Origin of the sequence: Streptococcus sp. 449_SSPC, from assembly GCF_001073005.1 — a bacterium.
GTDB classification, from domain to species: Bacteria; Bacillota; Bacilli; order Lactobacillales; family Streptococcaceae; genus Streptococcus; species Streptococcus salivarius_F.
In genome coordinates, this window is record NZ_JVGR01000011.1 from 17,119 (window position 1) to 36,206 (window position 19,088).

Here is a 19,088-nt window from a genome sequence, read left to right on the forward strand (position 1 = left end):
TCTCGAGATAAAGGTGATTTTGCTTTATTAACCAAACTCTCCTGTTTCTTCCTCAGGATGCGTTTCCATGTACTGGATGTGTTGTATATAGGCATCTTGAGCCTGATTGAAGGCTTCCTGATTACTATATGGATAATCTATGTAAAATAGGTCCCGCCAGCCATTAAAGGTTTGGCTATTGTAAAAACCCTGAATCTTAGTCGGAAGGAAATCCTTGTTGTAGCTGATCCGCAACTTAAGCAAGGTCTTATCCTGAAACTGAGTGATGATACTATTGGAGGTTTCTTGACCTTCCAGACTAGACCAAACGTTATTCAGAACGATGTCCTGACTATAGTGATTAGCCTTGATACGATTTTTGTCCACTGGGAGCTTCTGGGTGGCCTCTAAAAGGTAGGACAGCTCCCCCTGAAAATAAGCCTCAATGGTCAAATCTCCAAGACTGGAGCCATATAACAGACCATCTTTAATAGCAATATTTGACCCAAAGAGTCTCTGACCAGCCACATCAAAGGACATCCCCTCATCCTGCCCGTAGAGCTTGATGGCATAGGCATCCCTTACACGATAGAAATTTTTAGCGACAAGAACACTATCAAGGGTTTCAGTCTTTTTTGTCTCCACCTTGGGGGTTGTAGGTTTCTTGGTAAAAGCTGTCAAACCCATTAAGCACAAGATGAGAGCGAATATAATCAAGGTAAGCATTGTAGACCTGGAGGCGGTCTTCAGCTTTAACTTGTCTCCATGTTTCAAGGTCTTTCAAGCCTCCTTTTTTAACAATATCAGCATAGCGCCCACCATTTAAGACATTCTTGGCATTTTTCCACTTTCTAACCATCTTACGTCTAATCGCATTATCCGCAGGGTGACGAACATCAAGATAGGTATGGCTATTATTGAGATAGGCTGGTAAGTCAGCATTTAGTCCCTTAGATAGGCCGTAGTTAGCAGAGTCCGTATCAGCAATATCAGCACCATCTTCAATCTTGTAATGCTTAGGATTAGAGTCGATACTACCGTCTTTCCTTTTCTTGTAGACATTCCACTCAGAAACAAATTTCCCTGTATCCATATTGACAATAAATTCAATAAAGCGGGAATTGCTGACACCGTAAGGTCCCATGACACTGGTCTGAGGTAGCTGGATTTTCATATTCTCTGGATAGGTAAAGTCTCCCAAGCTTCGATTATGGTAGGAAGCACCTGTAGTATAATCCAAGTTTATCTTCTTGTCCTTACTATAGGATAGAAGTTTATCCAAGTCTGTCTTGCCCTTGTAATTGCTCCTAATGTAATCCATAGACTGTTTATCAATCCAAGACCTAAAAAGGTGGAGCTTGATGCCCAACTCATCCTCGCCCAGTCCTAAATCCGTCTGATAAGTCTCCATAATAGCCTCGCGGAAGTAACTGTAAAAAGGGCTGGTTGGCTCAAGTTTCTTGGAAAATTTATAGCCTGACTTCCCTAATTGAAGGAACTGATACTTATCCACATAAACCTGCATGTGCTCCATAACCAAATTGAGCTTGTCGTGATTAGGCAGTTGAGAAGCTTGGAAAAAGGCCGTATAGGTATCGGAGCCCACTTCCTTACTTTCTTGGTCAACGTCCTGAAGAACCTTGTCTAGCTGGGTTAGGGAAGTCTTCTTCATCTTACTTCTGACCTGAGCCACATAGGCTGGCTTAATGGCCTGATCCCAGTGATCACGAGCCATAATAGCATCTGCCTTTTGCGAAATTAAGGTCAACCGTTTCTGATAAGACTCGTCCTCCAAGGCTAGCTTCAAAGCCTTTGATGGCGTCGCTTCAACCACAGATAAATCACCGTAGATATCAGACTTTAGGACAAGATTTACCTGCATATCATAGGAATGATTGATATGGAGAACGAGGTGAATCTTTCCATCTTCCTTCCTAACAGACAAAGAATCGAGCTGATAGGATTGGATAACTCCAGCCTGACTAAGGGCCAGTCTATCTAGATTTTCCAAAGAATCCTGATAGATATAGGAAATCTCAGGGTCTTTGACCTTCTTTACCAGAGGGTGATTTCGCTGTCTGTTGAAAACCACAAGACCAAGTATAAGGATTACAGTTAGAGCACTTGCTAGATACTGTAAAATTACTTTCTTCATAGTACTTCCATTATAGCATAGGAGGACAAAATATTCTGAGAACGATTGGCAAACGCTGAAAACAAATGAAAAACAGGTTAACTAAGACCTGTTTGGTTTGATTATTTATAAATCACTCAAGCGACGATGTTTAATACTGAAGTCAAAATAAGCATTTTCCTGAAGTTTGCGGAATATCTCTCTGTAGGCTTCTTCGTCAAAGTGATCTCCACGATAGAGAATCTCAAAACTCAAACCTTCATATTCCAAGAAAGCATTGGAAGTCTTGAACCCATTACGCTTATAGAAATCCCAACGTGCCTCACGTTGCTCAGGATTGTCATTTGGTTCATCCAAACGCTCTACTTCCAAGACCATAGACCGAGATGGTCCATAAAAGTCCACCAGTTTATCAATAATCTCACTTCCGTAGCCATGACTCCGCATTTGAGGAACGATGGCAAAGAAACTCACATAAAAAACTTTGGCATTGTAGAGAACTGAGGCAAATCCAACAAAATCATCCTCGTCATAAAAGGCAAAGAAATGATAATCATCACGACCATCCAATTGTAAAAACTCACTTAATGGAATACGTTCTTCTTCTGGGAAGGCCTCGTTATTTAAGCGCTCTACCCTATCTAATTCTGGAAACTCCTTAGTAATTAATTGGCTGCGTAAAGCCATGTATTGTCCCCCTTTTTGATGCTTATACCTATAGGTCATTATAACACCTTGATAAGCAAGTGCAAGTTTCAAGGGCTAAGATAGATCTGCAGATAAACTACCCTGCCATTTATAAATGCTTTTTGGCTGTCTATGACACCCCTCTTCTAAAAAAATAAAAAGACAACGACCATTTCTAGCCTTTGTCTTTTTGTGATTCATGAGCTAACGCCTATTTTTTCAATTCCCAAATTTCTTTAGCATACTCTGTAATCGTATCATCTGAAGTGAACTTATGAGATTTAGCAATATTTGCCAAGCTCATGCGTGCCCACTTGTCATGATCACGATAAAGCGCATCGATTTTCTCTTGAGCTTCTACATAAGCTTCGAAGTCTTCCAAGAGGAAGTATTCATCGTTGTGGGTGATGAGTGCTTCATAGATTTCAGTACCTTCAGCTTGAGCATCTGGAATCGTACCGTTGACAAAAGTATCAACAACACGACGAATGACAGGATTATTTTCATAAACTGCACGAGAGTAGTAATCGTGACGTGCATAGTGTTCATAAACTTCGTCCTTGTCCATACCGAAGATGACAACATTCTCATCTCCAACTTCATCCTTGATTTCAATGTTGGCACCGTCAAGTGTTGCCAAGGTGATAGCACCAGTCATCATGAATTTCATGTTTGACGTACCAGATGCTTCTTTAGAAGCCAATGAGATTTGCTCAGAGACATCAGCTGCTGGAATGATGAGTTCCGCAAGGCTTACACGGTAGTTTTCTAGGAAGACAACTTTAAGTTTGCCTTGAAGGCTTTCATCATTGTTAACAAGGTTGGCAACTTCGTTGATGAGTTTGATAACAGATTTAGCGAAGTGATAACCAGGCGCAGCTTTGGCACCAAAGATGAATACACGTGGTACCATGTCTTTATCTGGGTTATCTTTAAGATCCCAATAAAGTTTGATGATATGAAGAAGGTTAAGCAATTGACGTTTGTAAGCGTGAAGACGTTTCACTTGAACATCAAAGATAGCATCAGTAGACACTTCTACGCCTGTTGTTTCCTTGATGTAGTCTGCCAAACGTTGTTTAGCAGTCTTCTTAACTTGATAGAACTGGTTCAAGACTTCCTTGTCATCCAAGTAAGTTGTAAGGTTTTCAAGCTCATGGATGTCTTTACGCCATCCATCACCAATCACGTCATCAATTGCTGCTGAAAGTTCAGGAGCTGCAATTTGTGTCCAACGACGTTGAACGATACCATTTGTCTTGTTATTGAATTTTTCAGGATAAATAGTATAGAAGTCGTGAAGGGTATCTTCTTTAAGAAGTTCTGTGTGGAGTTTGGCAACCCCGTTGACTGAGTGACCACCAATAATCGCCAAGTTAGCCATATGCACTTGGTTATCCTTCACGATACGAGTGCGTTCGATAACATCTGCAGCAACACCACGTCCAGCCATTGCAGCTACATAACGGTTATCGATTTCCAAGATGATTTGGTAAACACGTGGAAGAACACGTTTGAAGAGCTGTTGATCCCATTTTTCAAGAGCTTCTTGAAGGATTGTGTGGTTAGTATAGCTCATGGTCTTAACAGTCGCATTCCAAGCATCTTCCCATGAAAGACCGTATTCATCAAGGAGGAGACGCATGAATTCAGCTGGTGCAACCGCAGGGTGAGTATCATTGATGTGAACAGATACCTTTTCGTGGATATCTTTCAATGGCAAGCCCATCTTGAGGTATGATTTGATAATGGTTTGGAGACCTGCACTTGTCATGAAGTATTCCTGAACCAAACGCAATTCTTTACCTTCAATCGTTGTATCATCTGGGTAAAGAATGGCTGTAATATCTTTCACACGACGCCGAGCTTCCAAAGTTGGGTAGTCCAATTCATATTCTTCAGGAATTTCTACATCCCAAAGACGAAGGTTGTTAATCACACCATTTTGATAACCGATTTGTGGCACATCGTAAGGCACAGCACGAAGAACTTGAGCATTCTTATAAGTTGGAACAAAACGACCATCTTCGTCACTTTCAAGGACAACATCACCAAAGAGTTTTACATAGACAATATCATGGTCTTTACGTGTTTCCCAAACATTTCCTGTTGAACCAAACCAACCATCTGGTAGCTCTACTTGGTAACCATCAACAATACGTTGTTTGAAAAGTCCGTAACGGTAACGAAGACCATTACCAAAACCTGGATAACCAGTAGTTGCAAGCGAATCCATGAAGGCAGCAGCCAAACGACCAAGACCACCGTTACCAAGTGCCATATCATGCTCAGCTTCTACCACTTCGCGGAAATCGATATCAAGTTCTGCGAAACCTTCTTTAACAAGGTCAAGAATACCAAGGTTGAGGAGGTTAGTTTCCAACATGCGACCTGGAAGAAATTCAATCGAGAAGTAGTAAGCAATTTTTTCTTGATTGTCTGAAAGTGCATGGTTACGTTCAATCCATGTATTTGTGTAATATTTACGGATCAAACCAGCCAAGGCTGTAAAGATTTCTGTTGGTGTCGCCTTAGCAACTTTAATCAACTGCTCTTGATGGAGAGTATCTTTAAAGTCACGGATAAATTGTTCTTTTGTTAAATTTTCTAGTTGCATAGAATTCCTTTCTTACTACTTCTATACCTTGGATCCACCTCTAAAAGAGAATAATTAGGATAAGGGGGATTGGAAATTTTTAACTCCCAAACCTTGCCAGATAAGATTCAAAACAAAGGTTTCAAAATCTTTTTACAAAACTGCTAAAGCAGTTAAATTCATTATAACATGATTAGAGTTATTCTTCTATTCAGATTTTTAGATGTTATCTCCATAATTGCTTTCAAGCGAATCTTAAAGAACTAAATAAGTATAGAAGCATTTTCAAACTCTTTACATGAAGATAACTTTTCCCTCACGAGAAAAGTTATCTTTGGAACTATACTAATTGTTTGTACAAATCAACATATGCCAAACTTGCTGTATCCCATGAGAAGTCACGTGTCATCGCATTGTGTTGAAGTTGTTTCCAAGCTTCAGCATGATTTTCGTAGACATCGAGAGCTTTTTCAAGGGTTTGAACCATCCAGTAACCTGAGAAGTTACCAAATGAGAAGCCTGTACCTGAGCCTGTCACAGGGTTGTAAGGTTCAACAGTGTCACGAAGACCACCAACCTCACTAACCACTGGCAAGGTACCATAGCGCATAGACATCATTTGAGAGAGACCACATGGTTCGAAGGCTGAAGGCATAAGGAAAATGTCACAACCAGCATAAATTTGTTGAGCCAACTCTAGGTTGAAGGTAATGTTGGCAGACATTTTCTCTGGGTAGGCATGACCGAACCAAGAGAAAGAATTCTCATAGTCACTGTAACCAGTACCCAAAAGAACAATCTGAACATCATGTTGCAAGATATTGTGGAGCTCATTGACCACCAAATCGAAACCTTTTTGGTCTGTCAAACGAGACACCATACCAATGACTGGTACATCTTCACGAACTGGAAGACCAAGACGTTCTTGAAGCGCTGCCTTGTCTTTGGCTTTACCTGACAAATCATCCACTGAGAAGTGGTAAGGAATGTGAGTATCCGTTTCTGGATCAAGGAGGTCCGTATCGATACCATTAACAATACCAGATAACTTACCAGATTCCATACGCATGATTTGATCAAGGCCTTTACCAAATTCAGGTGTTTGGATTTCTCCAGCATATGAAGGTGAAACTGTTGTTACACGGTCTGCGTAAAGAACAGCAGCTTTCATCCAGTTGAGGCAGTCATTCCAACGAAGGGTACCATCTGCATAACGCTCATAACCAACACCGAAGATTTCCCAAAGCATACCACTGTCAAATTGACCTTGGAACTCAATATTGTGGATAGTGAAGACTGTCTTAATACCTTGGTAAGCTTGAATCCAATGGTATTTTTCCTTAAGAAGGAATGGAATCATGCCTGTGTGGTAGTCATGAACGTGGAGAATATCTGGAATAAAGTCCACTTTTTCCATCAACTCAAGGGCAGCCATTTGGAAGAAGCCGAAACGCTCACCATCGTCCCACTCACCGTATACCGTACCACGGTTGAAATACTGCTCATTATCAATGAAGTAGAAAGTCACACCATCGCGAACGATTTTCTTGATGCCGACATATTGACGCCGCCAACCAACATTTGTATAGAAGAAGCCAAGGTCTTCAACTTGATCGCCAAACTTAGCCGAAACCACATCATAATAAGGGAGAATTACGGCAACTTCGTGACCATTTTTGACTAGAGATTTAGGGAGAGCACCGATAACGTCACCCAAACCGCCAGTCTTAGCGAAAGGTGCACCTTCAGCCGCTACAAATAAAATTTTCATCGTACAATATCCTCTGTTACAACGCTACCTTTTTTGATGACAACTGGGTTGTTTTCTGTACCGCGGATAGTAACGCCGTCAGCGATTTTAACACCTTTATCCACAATAGCATATTCAACGGTAGCATTCTTACCAACTTCAACACGTGGGAAGATGACTGCATGGTTTACAGTTGAACCTTCTGACAAATCAACATTACGTGAAACAACAGAATGATCTACTTTACCACGGACAAGAGAACCTGAAGCAAACTGAGAAACTTTAACATCAGATGAAGCTGCATAGTATGTTGGCTCTTCATTTTTAACTTTTGTATAAACTTTTTGGTTTGGTGCAAAAAGTGAATAGAATTTTTGTGATTCCAACATATCCAAGTTAGCATCAAAGTACGCTTTCACTGAGTGGATATTTGAAAGGTAACCAGTGTACTCGTAAGCAAAAGCATTTTCAGCAACTGCCAAATCACGAAGTACATAACGAAGCTTACGCGGTTCTTCTTTAGCTGCTTCTTCTTCCAATTTTTCAATCAAGAATGGTGTATCCACAACAAAGATATCTGTAGACATATTGTAAACTTCTTTATCTCCACCCTGGAAGAGTTCATGGCCAAGCACTTTGTCAGATTCATCAATTTCCAAAATGCTGTTTACATCTGAAATGAGTTCTTTCGGAAGTTTTTTGTAGACAACAGTAATTTTTGGTTCTGCTGTATTGTGAAGGTGGAAAACTTGGTTAAGATCAATATTGACCAAAACATCACTGTTAAGCGCTACCGTTTGGTCTGACCCTGAACGTTTAAGGTAAGTCAAAATTTGACGATAGTATTCTTCATCAACCGTTGAACTTTCAACTGGAGTGTTATAAATACCAAGGTAGTAGTGGCTGAGGAGTGTTGATAAGCCCCACTCACGACCTGAACGAATGTGGTCGAAAACAGAACTGATATTTTCGTTTTGGAAGATACCAAAGACGCTACGGATACCAGCGTTAGCCAAGTTAGACAACGGGAAGTCGATGAGGCGATATTTTCCACCAAATGGTAGGCTGGCAATAGGACGGTGCTCAGTCAAACCATCCATGTCATGGAATCCTACGGTATTTCCTAGAATTGCAGAATATTTATCAATCTTCATCTTTTGGTACCCCCACTACTTCATTGTATCCTACGACTTGCACTTCTTCTGTACCGTCAATTTCCACGCCATCAGAAATGTGTGCCCCTTCACCGATAATCGCACGTTTAATTTTTGCACCTTTACCGATAACTGCACCACTCATAATCACTGAATCTTCAACGACCGCACCTTCACGGATTTGGGCACTTGTTGAAAGCACTGAATGTTTAACAGTTCCATCAACCAAACAGCCATCAACAACGAGTGAGTCTTCAATTTCAGCATGTTCACCAAAGAAGTTTGGTGGTGCAATCATGTTACGTGAATAAATTTTCCATTGACGGTTACGGCTATCCAAAGCATTTTCTGGAGAAATATACTCCATATTTGCTTCCCAAAGGGATTCGATAGTACCTACGTCCTTCCAGTAGCCTTCAAATTCATAAGCATAGACGCTTTCACCTGTTTCAAGATAAGCAGGAATAACGTTCTTACCAAAGTCAGACATATCAACTGCACTCTTTTCAGCTGAAACCAACATATTGCGAAGACGTTTCCAGTCAAAGATGTAAATACCCATTGATGCCTTCGTTGATTTAGGATTTTCAGGTTTTTCTTCGAATTCGACGATACGGTTATTAGCGTCTGTGTTCATGATACCGAAACGGCTAGCTTCCTTAAGTGGCACATCAAGAACTGCTACAGTAAGACTCGCGTTGTTGTCTTTGTGTGCTTGGAGCATATCATCATAGTCCATCTTATAAATATGGTCACCAGACAAGATTAAAACGTATTCAGGATTGATGCTGTCGATATAGTCAATGTTTTGGTAAATAGCGTGGCTGGTACCTTCAAACCAACGATTACCTTCACTAGCTGAGTAAGGTTGAAGAATTGATACACCAGAGTTAACACCATCCAAGCCCCAACTTGAACCATTTCCGATATGGTTGTTCAAAGCAAGTGGTTGATACTGTGTAATGACACCAACATTGTTAATCCCTGAATTGGCACAGTTTGACAAACCAAAGTCAATGATACGGTAGCGTCCACCAAACTGAACAGCTGGTTTGGCAATACTTTGGGTCAATTTTCCAAGACGAGTTCCTTGCCCACCAGCAAGGATCAAAGCCAACATTTCATTTTTCATGAATAGTCCCCCTCATGATTTTTAGTTGCATCCTAAAAAGGATGACGAGACAATCAGTCGAAACTGATTATGACAATTAAAGTAAGTTTCTCATTCTGGCAATAGTTTGGGCATCAAACAGCTTCTTTCAACCGTGACTTCCTTGCTATCACCTCTGAAAAACAAATCGTGTACACGTTTAAGTCTACCCTTTATTTCAGGCGACGTTTCACACGCCAGATACTTGCTCCTAGAGCAGGTAGGGTGAAGCTAAGGGTATTTTCATAGTCCTTCCACTTCGCCTTTTGGGTACGGGTTTCAGGATTTCCTTTTTTCCAAACGCCACCGAATTCTTCCATCTCAGTGTTAAGCACTTCTTGGTAGATACCAGCTACTGGCAATCCTATAGTGAAGTTTTGTCGTTCCACTGGAGCTAGGTTGAAGACGCAGACGAGGAAGCCACCCTTATCACCTTTGTCATCCTTACGAATGAAGGAAAGAACACTTTCAGCACGGTTATCCGCATCGATAATTTCAATACCATCGTAAGAATCATCAATCTGCCAGAGAGATTTATGGTCCTTGTAGAAAGCATTCATATGGCTAGTAAAGGCCTGCATCTTCTGGTTCATCTCATCTTCAAGATTACCCCATTCGAGTTGATAATCAAACTTCCACTCCAAGAATTGACCAAACTCAGAACCCATAAAGAGCAATTTCTTACCTGGGTGACAGAGTTGGTAAGCATAGAGGTTACGAAGACCAGCAAACTGATTATAGCGGTCACCCCACATCTTATGCATCATGCTCTTCTTACCATGAACCACTTCATCATGTGAGAAAGGTAGAACATAGTTTTCATTGAAGCAATACATGAAACTGAAGGTCATCAGATTGAAGTCATACTGACGGTAAACTGGATCTTCTGCGTAGAATTTGAGGATATCGTTCATCCAACCCATATTCCATTTGAAGTCGAAACCTAGACCACCTTCTTCAATCGGTTGTGTAATTGGCGTTGCCGCAGTTGATTCTTCCGCAATCATCATGACATCTGGATAACGGTTTTTAATTTCACGATTGAGCTTTTGAAGGAAGCCGTAACCTTCCAAGTTACGATTACCACCATCCTTATTAGGCATCCATGGACCTTCATCATAGTCCAAATAGAGCATGTTAGATACTGCATCCACTCGGATACCATCGATATGATAATTTTCAATCCAGTAAAGAGCACTTGAAATAAGGAAAGACTGAACTTGATTTTTTCCTAAGTCAAAGTTAAGTGCGCCCCAACGATAGTTATGAGCTCGATCATGATCCTGATATTCGAAAGTTGGTGTACCATCGAAGTAGGCCAAAGCATCGTCATTCTGTGTATAGTGACCTGGGACCCAGTCTACCAAGACACCGATATTATTCTGGTGACATGCTTCTACGAAATCTTGAAATTCTTCTGGTGTGCCATAGGTATGCTCAAAAGCAAAGTAACCCATAAGCTGGTAACCCCAACTCATCCCAAGAGGATGAGCCATGAGTGGCATGAATTCCACGTGGGTATAGTTCATCTCAACCAAATATGGAATCAACTCTTCTTTCAATTCTTTGAAAGTATAAGGTTGACCATCCTCTTTTAGTTTCCAAGATGATGCATGAGCTTCATAGATATTAACCGGACGTTTTTGGAAACCAAAGCGTTTACGACGACCCATCCAAAGGCCATCCTTCCACTTCTTAGTTTTCTTCTTACGAATCACAGCTCCTGTTCCAGGACGAGGCTCTAAGTAAGTCGCAAAAGGATCCATCTTTTCGACGACTTGACCTCCCTTACGTTTCACCAAGAACTTATAGAGTTGTCCTTCCTCTGGGAGAGCTGAAGTCGCCTCCCAAACACCGATATGGTTTTTGGTCATATCCAGAGGTTCATCAAACCAACCTGTGAAATCTCCAATTACCTGAATCTGCTCAGCATGAGGGGCCCACACACGGAAGATAAAACCTTCTTCTCCCTCTAATTCATGCACACCCAAATAATTCTGAAGGTGGAAGTTCTCACCTGTTCCAAATGTGTACATGGCTTCATCGAGATTCATACCATCACTCCTTTATTAAACTAGCCTTGATAGTTCTAACTATCAAGAAATTAAAACATTGAAATATATGTAAATACACTAGAAAACCCTTCAGACCGATAGGGCTTACAAGTAAACAAAACCACTTATGTAAGCGTTTACTGTATTATAACATTTTTTGACATTCTTGTCAGTAAATCTCCAAATCTTTTTTCATATTATCGAACACAAAAGTCTTACGTAATTTTCCAGAAATATGTAATTCAACAATACCTGAATCGTACTCAGCTTTTGCGACATAGAGATTATCGTAAATATCTGCATATGAACGATATGAAAATTCTTGTACGGTTTGCTTACGCTCAATTAATTTGGCAACTTTAGCAACCAAGTCTTTCTTAAGAGTCACTTGATTCCAATCCACCTGATTAACAGCATCAGGGGCATTGTAGCTATTCATGGCACGCTTAACATCCGCTTCCGTGTAATTTCCATCTTCACCTGTTGCAACCATCTTACTACGCTGGAATTCTTGTCCCAACTGCATGAAACACATCCCTTGCATACTTAGATTAAGAGCATTTGCCAAGTAAATACGTTTTTCAATATCTTCTGGCGAATCATGTGGATGCAAATGATGCATAAGGTCATTCAAATTGTAGTTGTCGTGCGCTTCGATATAGTTGAGGACCTGACCTGGCATGAGGTAGTTTACAAAACCACGGCTACCAAGCAGACTCTTGGCAATCTGGTCTTCCAATGGGGCTCCAGACACATAGCCGTTATTGATGTACCCATAGACCTCTGCCCCCTTGACCGCGTCACGCGCATTGTCATTGAAAAATCCGATTCTAGGCATCAAGGCTGCATTATCCTTCTTGCCCTTTTGGTCTACAGGAAGTCCAATTCCCATATCCCATCCTTCACCATAAAGAAGGATCCTAGGATCAATATCATCCATGGCCGAACGAATGGCATTCATCGTAGCAACATCATGTAAGCCCATAAGGTCAAAACGAAAACCATCCACTCCAAATTCTTCTGCCCAATAGGTTAAGGAATCAATCATATACTTACGGTACATTTCCTTTTCACTGGCTGTCTCATTTCCACAGCCTGATCCATCTTGGAAAGACCCATTGTCATGCATACGGTAGTAATAAGCCGGCACAGATAGTTGGAAAGGAGAGCTGTAAGATGAGTAAGTATGGTTATAAACCACATCCATGATAACCCCTATTCCTGCTTCATGGTAGGCCTGAATCATTTTCTTAAGCTCTAAAATTGGTGCCACGGGATTCTTTTGATCAGCAGCTAACTGACGATCCGGAACATTGTAATTTTCAGGATCGTACCCCCAGTTGTAGAGAAGCTTCCCACCTTTATCATAGGTTTTATGGTGATCAAAGACTGGTTGCAGTTGGACATAGTTGTAGCCCATACGTTTGAGGTAATCAAAACCAGTCACATCTCCATGGGCATTTCTAGTCCCTTTCTGACAAGCACCTAGATAGGTTCCTCTATAGGACTTCTTAACACCAGATGTCTCTGAGATTGAGAAGTCACGGAGGTGCATTTCACAGATAACGGATGAGCAAGCATTTGCCTTACGCCAGCTCGCTTTTTGCTTGGTAACCTTTTCATACCCTCTTGGAACAAGTCGCTGTGGATTGACCACCAAACTTTTTTTATTATCTAAGCTAAGGGCGATACTGTAGGGGTCTCTCGTATCCTGATAGAAGCTTTCCTCATGATACACACGAAATTGGTAGGCTACCCCATCCAAATCCTTTTTGACAGTGGCACTCCAAACACCGTGAGTATTCATCTCATGACGGTCCTTATTGATACTGGTTCCTCGGCTCATCTTAATGATCTTAGGGTTTTTACTGCCCTTTTTAAAAAGCAAGAGCTTCACACGACGAGCTAGAGGTGACCAAAGGCGAAACTCTGTAGCCCCTTTTTCATACTTATGACCTAACCAACCTTGAAAGCCCCACTTCTGATCAAATTCCTGTCTACGAAGTGCCATATCAAAGGCATGCTGGTCACGACCTTCGAAACTATGGCTAGTCAAGGCTGCCTGTTTAGAATAATAAACAGTTGGATCACCTTCAACTATCCAAATAGCATTGGGAGCATCCCCTAGGAAGCGTCGGACACGGTAATCATGTGTTTGCCTCGACCAGTCTTCCGTTTTGACCAAAAGATTGACAGAATCAATAAAACGATTGGAGGGAGAAGTAACCTGACCAACAAGGCCAAAATCATCCTCACGTGAAAAATGGGCTTCTTCGCCCCAATAACCATCTAGCCACTTCCACATACTGTATCTGGAATAGTCGCCATGCATACTATGAAAATGAACGGTTAATAAATTGTCCATTTTTTACTCCTTAGTTTTTGTTACTCACTTCTTCTCCTATTATAGCAAAAAATGTTCGTTTTGTAAGCGTTCTTATGGAATATTTTGCAATTTTTTGGTCTATTTTGAACATAAAAAAAGAATGAGAAAATAAATGGCAAAACACTCATTTTTATCATTTCTTTTGTCTATTTTAATTCTTTTAAAAACCAGGCTTGAGACTCTTTCCAGTTCATTATTCTTGAGTCATCAAAACCTTACGTGGTTTGGTACCTTCAGCTGGTCCGATAACGCCTGCTTCTTCCAACTCTTCCATCAAACGAGTGGCACGGTTGAAACCAACTGACAGACGACGTTGAATCATGGAAGCACTTGCTTTTTGTGTTTCAAGGACCAAAGCCTTGGCCTCTTCAAAGAGTGGGTCACCTTCTGAGCTACCACCATTGGCAGAGGAACCTCCACCAAAATCATTTTCAGAAACTTCACCAGGATCAAAGCTCTCATCATAGTCAGCTGAAGCCTGATTCTTGATAAAGGTCACAATACGTTCCACGTCATCATCAGAGATGAAGGAACCTTGTAGACGAACAGGGTGGTTCTCATCAATCGGTTTGAAAAGCATATCCCCACGTCCGAGTAGCTTTTCTGCCCCATTTTCATCTAAAATGGTACGACTATCTGTTCCCGAAGACACGGCGAAGGCCACACGAGATGGCACATTGGCCTTAATCAAACCAGAGATAACATCAACCGACGGACGTTGAGTGGCGAGAATCATGTGAATTCCCGCAGCACGCGCTTTTTGTCCCAAACGAATGATGGCATCTTCCACTTCCTTACTGGCTACCATCATCAAGTCAGCCAACTCATCAACAATAACCACAATTAATGGCAAGGGAATCTGTTTTTCTTGCGACTGAGCGTTCCAGTCTTCCACCTTGGCATTGTAGCCAGCAATGTTACGCACGCCAAACTTACTAAAGAGTTCGTAACGATTTTCCATCTCATCTACCACTTTTTGAAGAGCCTTAGCGGCCTTACGTGGGTTAGTCACCACAGGGATAAGGAGATGAGGAATATCATTGTAAACTGAAAGTTCAACCATCTTAGGATCGACCATGAGGAACTTCACCTGGTCAGGACGAGCCTTCATAAGAATACTAGAGATAATACCGTTTACCGCAACCGATTTACCAGAACCTGTAGATCCCGCGACCAGCAAGTGAGGCATCCGACCCAAATCAAAGCTACGAGCCGAACCATCAACTGCCTTACCGAGAGGAACTTCCAAGAGCTTATTAGGATCCGTCTTGGACTGTTCCCAAAGTTCACGGAAAGAAACCGTCGCAATCTCTGAATTAGGCACTTCGATACCAACCAAAGATTTTCCAGGAATAGGTGCCTCGATACGGACATCTTTCGCAGCTAGAGCCAGAGCCAAGTCATCAGCTAGATTTGAAATGCGATTGACACGGACCCCAACAGCAGGCTTGACCTCGTACTTGGTCACTGACGGTCCAATTTCAGCCCGCTCAATCTTGACATCAATATTGAAACTCTTGAAGGTATCTTCTAAGATTCGAATATTCTTACGAACGATGTTCTTCTCTTTAGATTGACTCTTAGGCTTATCAGGTGCAAAGAGATCTATATGAGGTAATTTATACTGTAGGAGTTCCTTAGGCGTGAAATCAACCTCGACTGGCGCGTCATCTCCCTCAACCACCATAGATGGGGGAAACTCCTCGCTTGGCAGATCCTCTGGATAAGGTGCATAATCTTCTTGGAAATCCTCATAATCCTCTGGAGGCAGATTATCATAGTAATCCTCAGAGGCATAATCACTGATTTCAGGTTCAGGTGCAAAAATCTCAGCTTCTTGTGGCAAGGCCTCTGCGGCATCATCCAAGATTTCTCCCGTCTCCTCGTCGACAGTCAAATCAGCCAGACGCTCGGCTTCGGCACGTTCTTCTGCTTCACGTTCTTTCCGAGCCTGACGTTCTGCCTTCTTCTCCTGACGTTGAGCCGTCCGTTCCAAACGCTTCTCAGCCCCTTTTTGCCAAGCTTCCTTAGCATACTCCATGATATCCAAGACATCCCAAGGGCTAAGAATGAAAGCCCCTAAGAGAATAATCAATACCCCAATCATGAAGCTACCGATATTTGAAAAGAGGAAGGAAATCGGTTGGTACAGAAGAGCCCCCAACATACCACCACCCGCAAAACGAGCGACTTGCACACTCACAAGTTCCCCAAAAAGCAAGTCCTTGGTACCAGGGAAAATATCCAGACCGTTCATACGATCTAGACTAAAGAGATAGGCATGAAACTCCAACAAGAGCCCCGCGAAGACCATCCAAAATCCTGTGACATAGTTACTGTGTTTACGTAACCATTTAAAGCCAAAGAGATAAACATAGATAGCAAAAATTAAAGGGTAAGCCATACTCCCCACAAATACTCGAAAGATATTATAGAGGGTAACCCCAAAGAAACCCAATCGAAAGACTGGGAAAATTAAGACAAAGGCAAAAAAGAAGGTCCATAGCATTCGCTTAATCGCCTTCTGTCTGTCTAATTCTGCTTTTGTAAGACGCTTCTTACCGTTCTTAGAAGCCGTCCCTTTTTTCGTTTTTTTCGTTGTAGCCATAAGTGTATTATACCACGTTTTTAGACATGAAAAAAGAGAGACAAGTCTCTCCTTAGATTGAAGACAAAGTCTTCTTTTGACATTATTCTTCAATTAACGATGTTGAGTGAACCGGACGATTCTTACCATCTGGATCAATATATTGAATAGCTTGGTTGATAGCGATAGGAGCTTCACCCATTCCCACAGCAATCAAGTCAATCTTGCCTTCATATTCTGCTGCATCACCGATAGCGTAAACACCTGCTTGTGAAGTTTCAAACTGGGCATTGACAGTAATGCTAGAGCGTTTAAAGTCAACATTCCAGTTACGAAGGTTTTTATTGTTGGTTGAGAAGCCAAAGCTAACAATAAGGGTATCAAGCGGCAATTCCACAACTTCATCTGACTTCACTTTTTGAACAGTCAAACTTTTGGCAAGACCACTTTCACCCTTGATTTCAAGGGGTACATAAGGTGTCATCACATTAACTGATGATTGATGAAGAAGCTCTACACTATGCTCATGGGCACGAAAAGCATCACGTCGGTGAATCAAAGTCACGCTCTCAGCAATCCCATCTAGGTGATTGGCCCAGTCAACAGCTGAATCCCCACCACCAGCAATCACAACCTTCTTGCCAGCAAATTGGTCCAAGCTATGCACATTATAGAACAAGTTATTATCCGCATAATCTTCTTCATTGTCCACACCTAAAGGACGTGGAGCGAAGGCACCATTTCCACAGGCAATGACGATAGCCTTAGACAAGTGTTGACCCTTGCTAGTGGCAATTGTAAAGATGCCATCAGTCTTTTCAAAGGTTTGAACTTCCTCTTTCAAATGAATGCTGACACGATCTTCAAAACGCTTAAGCTGAGTCAAGAGGTTTCCTGTCAATTCCGCACCTGTTGTTTGAGGAAAGGCTGGAATATCATAGATTTTCTTCTCAGGGTAGAGAACGGCAGGCTGTCCACCAAGCTCTGACAGACTCTCAATAATATTAACAGTCATGCCACGTAGTCCAGCATAAAAGGCAGCCCAAAGGCCTACTGGTCCACCACCGATAATGGTAATATCATAAATCTTTTCTTCTGACATTTTATTTTCCTTCTGCTTTTATCTCTTCTAAAATCTGGCGTTCTTCATCCGTAAAATCATAGTTTTCCAAAAGATCTGGTCGACGCTCCCAGGTCTTACGCAAACTCTGCTCCATACGCCAACGTCGAATATTGACATGGTGACCTGACAAGAGCACATCTGGTACCTTCATGCCACGAAACTCAGCTGGGCGAGTGTACTGTGGAAATTCCAAAAGCCCTGATGAGAAACTATCATCCTTATGACTAGCTTCCTTACCTAAAACCTCAGGAATCAAGCGAACAGTAGCATCTACAATAGTCATAGCAGCCAGCTCCCCCCCAGTCAAGACAAAGTCTCCCAAGGAAATCTCGTCTGTCACCAAAGTTTTGATGCGCTCATCATAGCCCTCATAATGGCCACAGATAAAGACCAATTCCTCTTCTTGCGCCAATTCTTCTGCATAGGCCTGATCAAAGGTGCGACCCGCAGGATCTAGGAGAATAACGCGAGGCTTAGTGACATTTAGCTTGTCAAAGGTATCAAAAATTGGCTGGGCACGAAGCAACATGCCTTGTCCACCACCGTAAGGTTCGTCATCTACATGACGAGCCTTCTCCGCATTTTCACGGAAATTGTGATAGTTGATTTCTAGAAGCCCCTTATCCTTTGCCTTACCAACAATGGAATGCTCTAAGGGAGCAAACATATCTGGAAATAGGGTCAAGATATCAATCTTCATCGTCTAATCCTTCCATGAGCTCAACCTCAATACGACCAGCAGCGACATCAACATCGAGAACTACAGGTGGGATGTATGGCAATAGCAAGTCTTTCTTGCCTTTACGTTTCACTACCCAAACATCATTAGCACCCGGTTGGAGAATCTCTTTGACCTGACCGATCAAAGTATCACCTTCATAAACATCAAGGCCAATGATTTCATGGTAGTAAAATTCACCGTCATCAAGGTCTGTTAGATTTTCCTCAGCAATCTTGAGGCTACAACCTTTGTACTTCTCTACATCATTGATATGGTAAAGCCCTTTGAACTTAACGATATCAAAGTTTTTATGTTTTCGGTGACTCGCAATCTCGACATCCATGATGTAATTATCTTTGTCATCAAAAAGGGCTAGGACACTCTTCTTCTTAAAACGCTCATCCGCAAAATCTGTTACAGACAAAACACGAAGTTCACCCTGCAAGCCCTGTGTATTCACAATCTTTCCAACGTTATAGTATGTCATTGCATTTCCTTATTATCTGTTTTCTTATTCAAATAAAACCACGACTCGACCAAGGGCTTATCATCATCTGATAGCCATTACAAGACAAAAGTTTTTTTCGTCGGGTCGAGGTCTCGTTATTTATGATTTTAAAGTGGTATAAAATGTCTGACCTAGGCCAGTCAACCCCTCTATTTTATCAAAAAGGACACAAAAAAACCAGCTTTCTCTAGCTGGTACTTATAGTCCGTACGGGATTCGAACCCGTGTTACCGCCGTGAAAAGGCGGTGTCTTAACCCC

General features: G+C 41.7%; 13 protein-coding genes. All 13 read right to left on the reverse strand.

What is annotated here, in order from left to right:
- Window positions 1–27: 27 nt before the first annotated feature.
- Window positions 28–624: a hypothetical protein gene (locus tag ADH51_RS02280; protein ID WP_048674150.1), complete on the reverse strand. Its 597-nt coding sequence runs from the start codon at window positions 622–624 to the stop codon at window positions 28–30.
- Window positions 605–2,134 (reverse strand): DUF1310 family protein, encoded by a 1,530-nt coding sequence (locus ADH51_RS02285; protein WP_048674152.1) that lies wholly within the window; start codon window positions 2,132–2,134, stop codon window positions 605–607. The genes ADH51_RS02280 and ADH51_RS02285 overlap by 20 nt, the downstream gene beginning before the upstream one ends.
- Before the next feature lie 105 nt (window positions 2,135–2,239).
- Window positions 2,240–2,800: a GNAT family N-acetyltransferase gene (locus tag ADH51_RS02290; RefSeq protein ID WP_022496317.1), complete on the reverse strand. Its 561-nt coding sequence runs from the start codon at window positions 2,798–2,800 to the stop codon at window positions 2,240–2,242.
- 211 nt (window positions 2,801–3,011) lie between these two features.
- Complete coding sequence (locus tag ADH51_RS02295) at window positions 3,012–5,417, reverse strand: glycogen/starch/alpha-glucan phosphorylase (protein WP_048674155.1); 2,406 nt, start codon at window positions 5,415–5,417, stop codon at window positions 3,012–3,014.
- Window positions 5,418–5,736: 319 nt separating this feature from the next.
- On the reverse strand, window positions 5,737–7,167 hold the full coding sequence (gene glgA / locus ADH51_RS02300; RefSeq protein WP_002884231.1) for a glycogen synthase GlgA: 1,431 nt from the start codon (window positions 7,165–7,167) through the stop codon (window positions 5,737–5,739).
- Window positions 7,164–8,300 carry a glucose-1-phosphate adenylyltransferase subunit GlgD gene (glgD, locus tag ADH51_RS02305; protein WP_002884710.1) on the reverse strand — a complete coding sequence of 379 codons (1,137 nt, stop codon included), beginning with the start codon at window positions 8,298–8,300 and terminating at the stop codon, window positions 7,164–7,166. The genes glgA and glgD overlap by 4 nt, the downstream gene beginning before the upstream one ends.
- Window positions 8,290–9,432, reverse strand: coding sequence for a glucose-1-phosphate adenylyltransferase (locus ADH51_RS02310; RefSeq protein WP_014634805.1), 1,143 nt, complete (start codon window positions 9,430–9,432; stop codon window positions 8,290–8,292). Before ADH51_RS02310 ends, glgD begins: the two co-directional genes overlap by 11 nt.
- 191 nt (window positions 9,433–9,623) lie before the next feature.
- Window positions 9,624–11,504: a 1,4-alpha-glucan branching protein GlgB gene (glgB, locus tag ADH51_RS02315; RefSeq protein WP_048674157.1), complete on the reverse strand. Its 1,881-nt coding sequence runs from the start codon at window positions 11,502–11,504 to the stop codon at window positions 9,624–9,626.
- Window positions 11,505–11,673: 169 nt separating this feature from the next.
- The gene (pulA, locus tag ADH51_RS02320) at window positions 11,674–13,869 is read right to left on the reverse strand and encodes a type I pullulanase (RefSeq protein WP_048674158.1); all 2,196 of its coding nucleotides are present in this window, start codon (window positions 13,867–13,869) and stop codon (window positions 11,674–11,676) included.
- Between the two features lie 214 nt (window positions 13,870–14,083).
- Complete coding sequence (locus tag ADH51_RS02325; RefSeq protein WP_048674160.1) at window positions 14,084–16,498, reverse strand: FtsK/SpoIIIE family DNA translocase; 2,415 nt, start codon at window positions 16,496–16,498, stop codon at window positions 14,084–14,086.
- Window positions 16,499–16,580: 82 nt separating this feature from the next.
- A complete protein-coding gene (locus tag ADH51_RS02330; RefSeq protein WP_048674163.1) occupies window positions 16,581–17,579 on the reverse strand; it encodes an NAD(P)/FAD-dependent oxidoreductase in 999 nt (332 codons plus the stop codon).
- A gap of 1 nt (window position 17,580) precedes the next feature.
- On the reverse strand, window positions 17,581–18,300 hold the full coding sequence (trmD, locus tag ADH51_RS02335; RefSeq protein ID WP_002886864.1) for a tRNA (guanosine(37)-N1)-methyltransferase TrmD: 720 nt from the start codon (window positions 18,298–18,300) through the stop codon (window positions 17,581–17,583).
- Window positions 18,290–18,808, reverse strand: coding sequence for a ribosome maturation factor RimM (gene rimM / locus ADH51_RS02340; RefSeq protein ID WP_002884411.1), 519 nt, complete (start codon window positions 18,806–18,808; stop codon window positions 18,290–18,292). The genes trmD and rimM overlap by 11 nt, the downstream gene beginning before the upstream one ends.
- Window positions 18,809–19,088: the final 280 nt, after the last annotated feature.

Bases quoted from the DNA above. Each gene is read 5' to 3' on its own strand.
- ADH51_RS02285 (WP_048674152.1), bottom strand. From the start codon at position 2,134: ATGAAGAAAGTAATTTTACAGTATCTAGCAAGTGCTCTAACTGTAATC.
- ADH51_RS02290 (WP_022496317.1), bottom strand. From the start codon at position 2,800: ATGGCTTTACGCAGCCAATTAATTACTAAGGAGTTTCCAGAATTAGAT.
- ADH51_RS02295 (WP_048674155.1), bottom strand. From the start codon at position 5,417: ATGCAACTAGAAAATTTAACAAAAGAACAATTTATCCGTGACTTTAAA.
- glgA (WP_002884231.1), bottom strand. From the start codon at position 7,167: ATGAAAATTTTATTTGTAGCGGCTGAAGGTGCACCTTTCGCTAAGACT.
- glgD (WP_002884710.1), bottom strand. From the start codon at position 8,300: ATGAAGATTGATAAATATTCTGCAATTCTAGGAAATACCGTAGGATTC.
- ADH51_RS02310 (WP_014634805.1), bottom strand. From the start codon at position 9,432: ATGAAAAATGAAATGTTGGCTTTGATCCTTGCTGGTGGGCAAGGAACT.
- glgB (WP_048674157.1), bottom strand. From the start codon at position 11,504: ATGAATCTCGATGAAGCCATGTACACATTTGGAACAGGTGAGAACTTC.
- pulA (WP_048674158.1), bottom strand. From the start codon at position 13,869: ATGGACAATTTATTAACCGTTCATTTTCATAGTATGCATGGCGACTAT.
- ADH51_RS02325 (WP_048674160.1), bottom strand. From the start codon at position 16,498: ATGGCTACAACGAAAAAAACGAAAAAAGGGACGGCTTCTAAGAACGGT.
- ADH51_RS02330 (WP_048674163.1), bottom strand. From the start codon at position 17,579: ATGTCAGAAGAAAAGATTTATGATATTACCATTATCGGTGGTGGACCA.
- trmD (WP_002886864.1), bottom strand. From the start codon at position 18,300: ATGAAGATTGATATCTTGACCCTATTTCCAGATATGTTTGCTCCCTTA.
- rimM (WP_002884411.1), bottom strand. From the start codon at position 18,808: ATGACATACTATAACGTTGGAAAGATTGTGAATACACAGGGCTTGCAG.